This window comes from Viridibacillus arvi, assembly GCF_001274945.1.
Lineage (GTDB): Bacteria > Bacillota > Bacilli > Bacillales_A > Planococcaceae > Viridibacillus > Viridibacillus arvi.
In genome coordinates this window covers 1,495,379-1,501,055 of record NZ_LILB01000005.1, presented here as the reverse complement: position 1 = coordinate 1,501,055, position 5,677 = coordinate 1,495,379, and the positions used below count along the sequence as shown (strand labels likewise).

The 5,677-nt window shown below is 32.8% G+C and carries 5 protein-coding genes; 3 read left to right on the top strand and 2 right to left on the bottom strand.

What is annotated here, in order from left to right; translation table 11 throughout:
- Positions 1 to 440 precede the first annotated feature (440 nt).
- Positions 441 to 872, top strand: a complete 432-nt coding sequence (locus tag AMD00_RS16330) for a hypothetical protein (RefSeq protein ID WP_053418051.1) — start codon at positions 441 to 443, stop codon at positions 870 to 872.
- Positions 873 to 1,456: 584 nt separating this feature from the next.
- Here AMD00_RS16330 and AMD00_RS16325 read toward each other — a convergent pair.
- Positions 1,457 to 1,645 (bottom strand): hypothetical protein, encoded by a 189-nt coding sequence (locus AMD00_RS16325; protein ID WP_053418050.1) that lies wholly within the window; start codon positions 1,643 to 1,645, stop codon positions 1,457 to 1,459.
- Positions 1,646 to 2,118: 473 nt separating this feature from the next.
- Positions 2,119 to 4,047: a sigma-70 family RNA polymerase sigma factor gene (locus AMD00_RS16320; protein ID WP_053418049.1), complete on the bottom strand. Its 1,929-nt coding sequence runs from the start codon at positions 4,045 to 4,047 to the stop codon at positions 2,119 to 2,121.
- Positions 4,048 to 4,654: 607 nt separating this feature from the next.
- On the opposite strand from AMD00_RS16320, the gene AMD00_RS16315 reads away from it, so the two are divergent.
- Together AMD00_RS16315 and AMD00_RS16310 are read left to right on the top strand one after the other, a co-directional pair.
- The gene (locus tag AMD00_RS16315; RefSeq protein ID WP_053418048.1) at positions 4,655 to 5,209 is read left to right on the top strand and encodes a hypothetical protein; all 555 of its coding nucleotides are present in this window, start codon (positions 4,655 to 4,657) and stop codon (positions 5,207 to 5,209) included.
- Between the two features lie 287 nt (positions 5,210 to 5,496).
- Positions 5,497 to 5,677: hypothetical protein (locus AMD00_RS16310; protein WP_053418047.1), on the top strand; the 181-nt coding region annotated here is incomplete at its 3' end.

Here is a 5,677-nt window from a genome sequence, read left to right as displayed (position 1 = left end):
ATTAAAGGAGGTAATATGATGGTACTAATAATTTCAAAATGTATGGCTCTTTTTTCTTTATTGAACTAACGGGGCAGGTTAGTTTAACAAGATTTTAATACTTTGACAAATTTATGTAGGTAAATGTTAGAATTGTTCATATGATTTTGTGTAATTTAGAGAGAGGTTGGCTATGTCAAAAAATGTGAAATGGTTTTCCTTGGAGGTGTGATAGGGGTATATATTTATCTTTTGTTTAATCATTTTATAGGTAAGGGCAAATCTAAAAGGTTGCAAATTAGTAATTGATATTAATAAATTTTTTTAACTAACGAGGGCTTTGGTAGAAGATCTGAGCTGTTCAGACAGCTCTTTTTTTATTGAACTAAAGTGGCAGATGAGTTGAAGAAAAGTGTGAAAGGCGGGGCGAAAGTAAAAATCTAACAAAGGGGAGTATTGAAATGAAGAAAATAATTTTAATGTTAATTACTTTGATTTTAACAGGCTGTAATGGATTTCCGAACGGTACTATTAGTCAACCAGAAGGCAAAGTGATCGTGGGTGGGGAACAATATACAATGATGTCAGGTGGTTACGAGTGGAAAGAAGACAACATTGAAATTAGTACAAAAAGTATTCCCGATATAAATGAATTAGCTGAACTTTTCGAAACAATAGAAGTCGATAAAGGTGATACTTTAAAATTTGAAATTGATAAAAATCCTTCTTCCATTACGGTAACTAAACTGAATGAAGATGGTACAATTGACAGTGTTGAAATTGAAGATAATAAAATTACTTTACCATCAAAAGAGGGCTATTATATTTATGAACTTAATACAATATGGGATCAAGGAAAAGAAACTTTTATTTTTGATATTAATGTCAAATAAAAATGTAGCGACTTCGGAGTTTCAAAGGATTTTAAACGAGCGGAAGACATTAGAGCTGTGGTATACAACTACAGCTCTTTTTATACTTTATGAGATATTCTTATTGAACTAACGGGTGCTTTACTTGAAGATCATTGAGTTACATAGGCAGCTCTTTTTTCTTATTGAACTAACGGAGCAGTTTAGTTCAATAGAGATGGGAATTTTTTATGTCGCATTTGAAAGAAAATGTGCAGTAACTAAGTTAGATTAACTAAGATGAATTATAAATAAGTTGGTCAGAAGCTTTTAAATGGAACGAAATGGCCTGGTCTAGTGTTTTAAGAGCTTAAAATCAGCTCTTGAAATAGGTGAAGGAAATCTTTGTTGTAAACCTATTAATTAATTTACTTAACGTATTTCTCACAGAAATAGACGTTTTATACTAACTAGTATTATAACTGTAATTTGAATATTCTGGAAATTATTTAAATGGAATGATGGATATTCTATTTTAGAGGTTGCTAAAAATTACTGCATAATATGTAGAAAATGTGCAGTAAGAAATCACAACCGGCATAAAAGTTGCCGGTTGTGATTGGTAACTATTTATTTTTCGTTTTAGCTTGTCGGATTTTCTGATTAATTTCTTTAATATCAGTCTCATTTCCGAATTCCACATTAGAATTCGAACCAGATGCTTGTCGTTTTTCAGCTTCATTATGTTGGATTATTTGTTTAACTTGGTCACCATCAGTCCCAAATCTTTCATGTGATTTTTTGTTGTTTGGCATGGATTTCACCTCCTCAATTTAGTCTTTACAGAGGATGTTTAATTATGCGTTTTAAATAATTGATGAATGGGAGCATGTAGTTAAGAAGCAACGTGTCTATAATGTGTAATAAAAGAGATGGTGCTTCTTCTACTAACGGGGCAGGTTAGTTCAATAAGGTGTTTGTTTTATCATTTAACAATAGAGATACATGGACGAAGAAAAAGAAGTAATACAGTTTAATATTAGTTTCGGTGAACCGTATCATAAGTAAGTGCGGTTTATGAGAAGAACCACCTAGAACATTGATGTAATAATGTTTTAGGTGGTTCTTCTCTATAAAATGAATATGAGAGTTTTTAGTTTGATAACACTAAGCTCAATATAAATTAGATTAAATTTGGTATGAAAAGATAACTTGTTCTGGGTCGCTTTGTTTCATTTGTAGGCTTTTAAAAGTTATATATTCTCGGGGCTATTTTACTCCGCTTTATTTAAAGTTTACTGACGATAAGTTGTCCTGTCGTTGCATCTATACCAACAATCCGCTGTTTTGTTTCCGATTGTCCCAATCGATATTGTAATACTTCATCGTTTTTATTTTCATCATACTGTCTAGACCATTGTAAAAAGGCATCGGCCTCTTTTAAGACAGGTATTACGTTCTCTATAGGTTGAATAGTTGGAGAATCATAGGAGTAAAGAAGTTCTAGGTCAATACGAGGAGACCTAAATGTATCGATGAAACCCGTCGTTTTGTCTACGCCAACGTAAAAATGTTCACCCTCTATTTGAAAGCCATGAGCTACGTGCAGCGGAAAAGTGAAAAATGCACGGTTCACCTCATTAAAGGATGGTTTCTTGATTTGCAATTGTAAATAAGGAACATATTCTTTAAAATATGTCGCAATAAATGTACAAGCAATATCGCGACAAGCTGCGAACGAAAGATCCAGTTCACCTGTACGCTCTTTAAACCACATGAACTCCTTTAATTTCCTTGAATGCTTATCAACCTTCGCCTTCACCGTATCCTCCATACGTTCAAGCAGGAAATTTTCCATCGATTTATCTTTCGGAGCTTTCCAATCCTTTTTTCGCCATACAATGCAGAGTGTATTTTCATCCATTTCGACTTCCCGTAGCTTTTCCATACAATCTGTTACACCTATAATATTTTCAAGTGTCGTCTGCTTTTCGAGTGGTTGTACGTATGGAAACTTGGTGAAGGAGGCTACATCTTCCTCAACTTCCTCTTCAAATAATGCTTTTCCATCAATTGCATTAAATGACTGGTATACAATTGGACTCTCGTAAATCGAGTACAGACCAGACTGTGCAACAGAATAATTGTCACTAACTAAATACTTCATCGATAAAGTCCATGGGGCTTTAAATAACTGTTGTAAAATCCTGTCTTTGCTGGAAAGCTGCGTTGGGAATCTTGGTGGAGCTTTCGTGTAGCCATTGTACTTAAAATCAATGATTTCTCCGTACTTGGAAACGATTATTTTTGTGTAATAGCTTTCAAGAGGATAGCCTCCCACAAATTGTTCATATAAAAACTTTGTTTCATCCTCTTTTTCAATGATAGTAGACACAGTTAAATAATCTAATGCTTCAGTGTATTGCTCTGTTAAAAATTGTTCTGCAATGGCTTGCTGCTGCTGCGTTGTGACAAGTGTACCTGTTGTCGAAGGAGGTCTAGTTAAATCTAATAATTTTCCGTTCGGATTAAGTGACACTTCAATTCCTTCTTCTAAATCGTCTGTCGACCACATAAATGTAGCTTGTTCGATTGAATAATCCTCTACTAATAATTGATAGTTATCGGGAATTGACACAAAGTTTAACGCTAATTTCGCTAGTTGTTCCTTTAGCATATGTATCACTTCTTTCTGCTTAATTGGTTTGTTCATGCGTTGTTCTAGTTGCTTTTTTAATTGGATACGACCACGATGTAAATACATTTTGATTGTATTGATTGGCTTATCTAGGAGATAGGCGATTTCTTGTACTTTAAAATCATAAAAATAAAATAATATAAGTACTGTTTGATAATCTTTTCGAAGTAAAGACAATGCCTCATGGACAATTTCGTAGTTCATTGATTGTTCTTGTTCAATTAGCTGTTGCTGTATAAGCTCGGTTTCCACTACTAGTGTACGCTTTTTTTGTCGTAGAAAAGCAAAACATTGTCGTATTAATATTTTAAACAGCCATGTAGAGAAATATTTTGGTTCTTTTAATTGATGCATAGATTTGAAAGCTTGCAGCAATGTTTCTTGTACAATGTCTGATGCGTCTTCTCTGTTACCAACATAGGAGTAAGCTTTTGCGAGAAGCTTAGACTTTTCAGCTTCTACTAGCTGCTCAAATGCAGCTTGCTGACCGTCGATAGCTGCTCTTACTAATTGTTCCATTTAAATACCTCCTATTATTGTTAGAGTAACATTTTAGATGAAAAGGTTTCACTAAATATTGAATTTTTTTGTTTTTTCTTATATTTTGTAGAGAATTGCAATAATGGACGACTTAACGAGCACTTTATCAAGGTGAATGTATGTTGAAAAAATATTTTGGCAAATCAGCACTCTCGGTGGAAAAGTAAAAAATAAATACGAGCGATTTTTCATTATGAGAGATTGCTTTTTCTATTGCAGCTAACGGGGCAGCATTCTTTTAATAAGTGAACTAATCTGCTTAGTAAACCATTTAAGTTTGTGAAAAATGCACTTAAACTAACGGGTGCTTTACTTGAAGATCATTGAGTTGCATAGGCAGCACTTTTTTCTTATTGAACTAACGGGGCAGTTTAGTTGAAGAAGGAACTTTCCATTCATTAAAGAATTTTTTCTTGCTACCGATAATGATACGTTATGTAAACCTGACATTTATGGAATATACACCTATATTTATGACAAATCACTTCTTTCAAATGATAGGAATTTTATATATCTATTATTTATAATTTACGTTATGGTACAATATGTTAATTAATTACAATGCTTTCTAAAAGGAGGATATATAATGAAAGCAACGAAACTCGTATCATTAGCAATACCTATTCTATTATTAATAGGTTGTGCGGTAGAAAATAAAGAGTCTACTCCTAAGACTGAGCAGTTAAGCAAATCAACAATGAAAACAGTAATATCAGAGAAACAGTATCCCTATTATATTTGTGAACAATTAGTAGAGTTTCAATACATGAAGGATTTATTCATAGTAAACTCGATGAAAGCTATGGAAGACAAAGAAAAAGAAAAAGATATTTTAAAAACAGCAAACAAGATGGATAAGATTTTAGACAATATGGAATATATAAAAGTTCCTGATAAATACAAAGACATTCACAAAGACATACAAGTAGGGGTAACAGATGCAAGAAAAGCAACAAAGCTTATTAAAGACACTAGTAAAGAGGATAAACCGAATATGCAAGAAGCTGTACTAAAAAGTACTCCACATTTATCAGGTGTAGATGGAGAAAATTGGAAAAGTGCACTTTATGAGTTAAGTAAGGAAAACAAAGATGCTTATGGTAAAGCACTTGATAAATTAATGAAAGAACATGCGGAATAATATAGTACCATACAACAATTATAAGGGAGTTATGCGTAAAATTAGTTCTTCAACTAACGGGTGGTTTACTTGAAGATCATTGAGTTGCATATGCAGCTCTTTTTTCTTATTGAACTAACGAGGCAGTTTAGTTCAATAAGCCATATAGATTTTTACTTATTATAAATGGAAAATTTATATAAAATTGGAACATCTATTTGTTTCAAACGTATTAAAGTAAAGCAGCAGGTTAAATGAATAAAGAAGATTGAAAGGAAAGTAATTCATAAAAAAAGGAGGTATAGAAGGTGGACTTATTACTCTGGATAACTACTGGTTTCATGCTAATCGGATTAGTTGTTCTCGTTTCTATGAAAAAAGGTATGAAAAGTAAGGTCGCTTTTATAAAAGAAAATATGGAAGACGAGGAAAATTTATCAAAAGCTAAATCTGTAATTTGGTGGATATGGGGTACCACTGCTTGGGGAG

Bases quoted from the DNA above. Each gene is read 5' to 3' on its own strand.
- AMD00_RS16315 (WP_053418048.1), top strand. From the start codon at position 4,655: ATGAAAGCAACGAAACTCGTATCATTAGCAATACCTATTCTATTATTA.
- AMD00_RS16320 (WP_053418049.1), bottom strand. From the start codon at position 4,047: ATGGAACAATTAGTAAGAGCAGCTATCGACGGTCAGCAAGCTGCATTT.
- AMD00_RS16325 (WP_053418050.1), bottom strand. From the start codon at position 1,645: ATGCCAAACAACAAAAAATCACATGAAAGATTTGGGACTGATGGTGAC.
- AMD00_RS16330 (WP_053418051.1), top strand. From the start codon at position 441: ATGAAGAAAATAATTTTAATGTTAATTACTTTGATTTTAACAGGCTGT.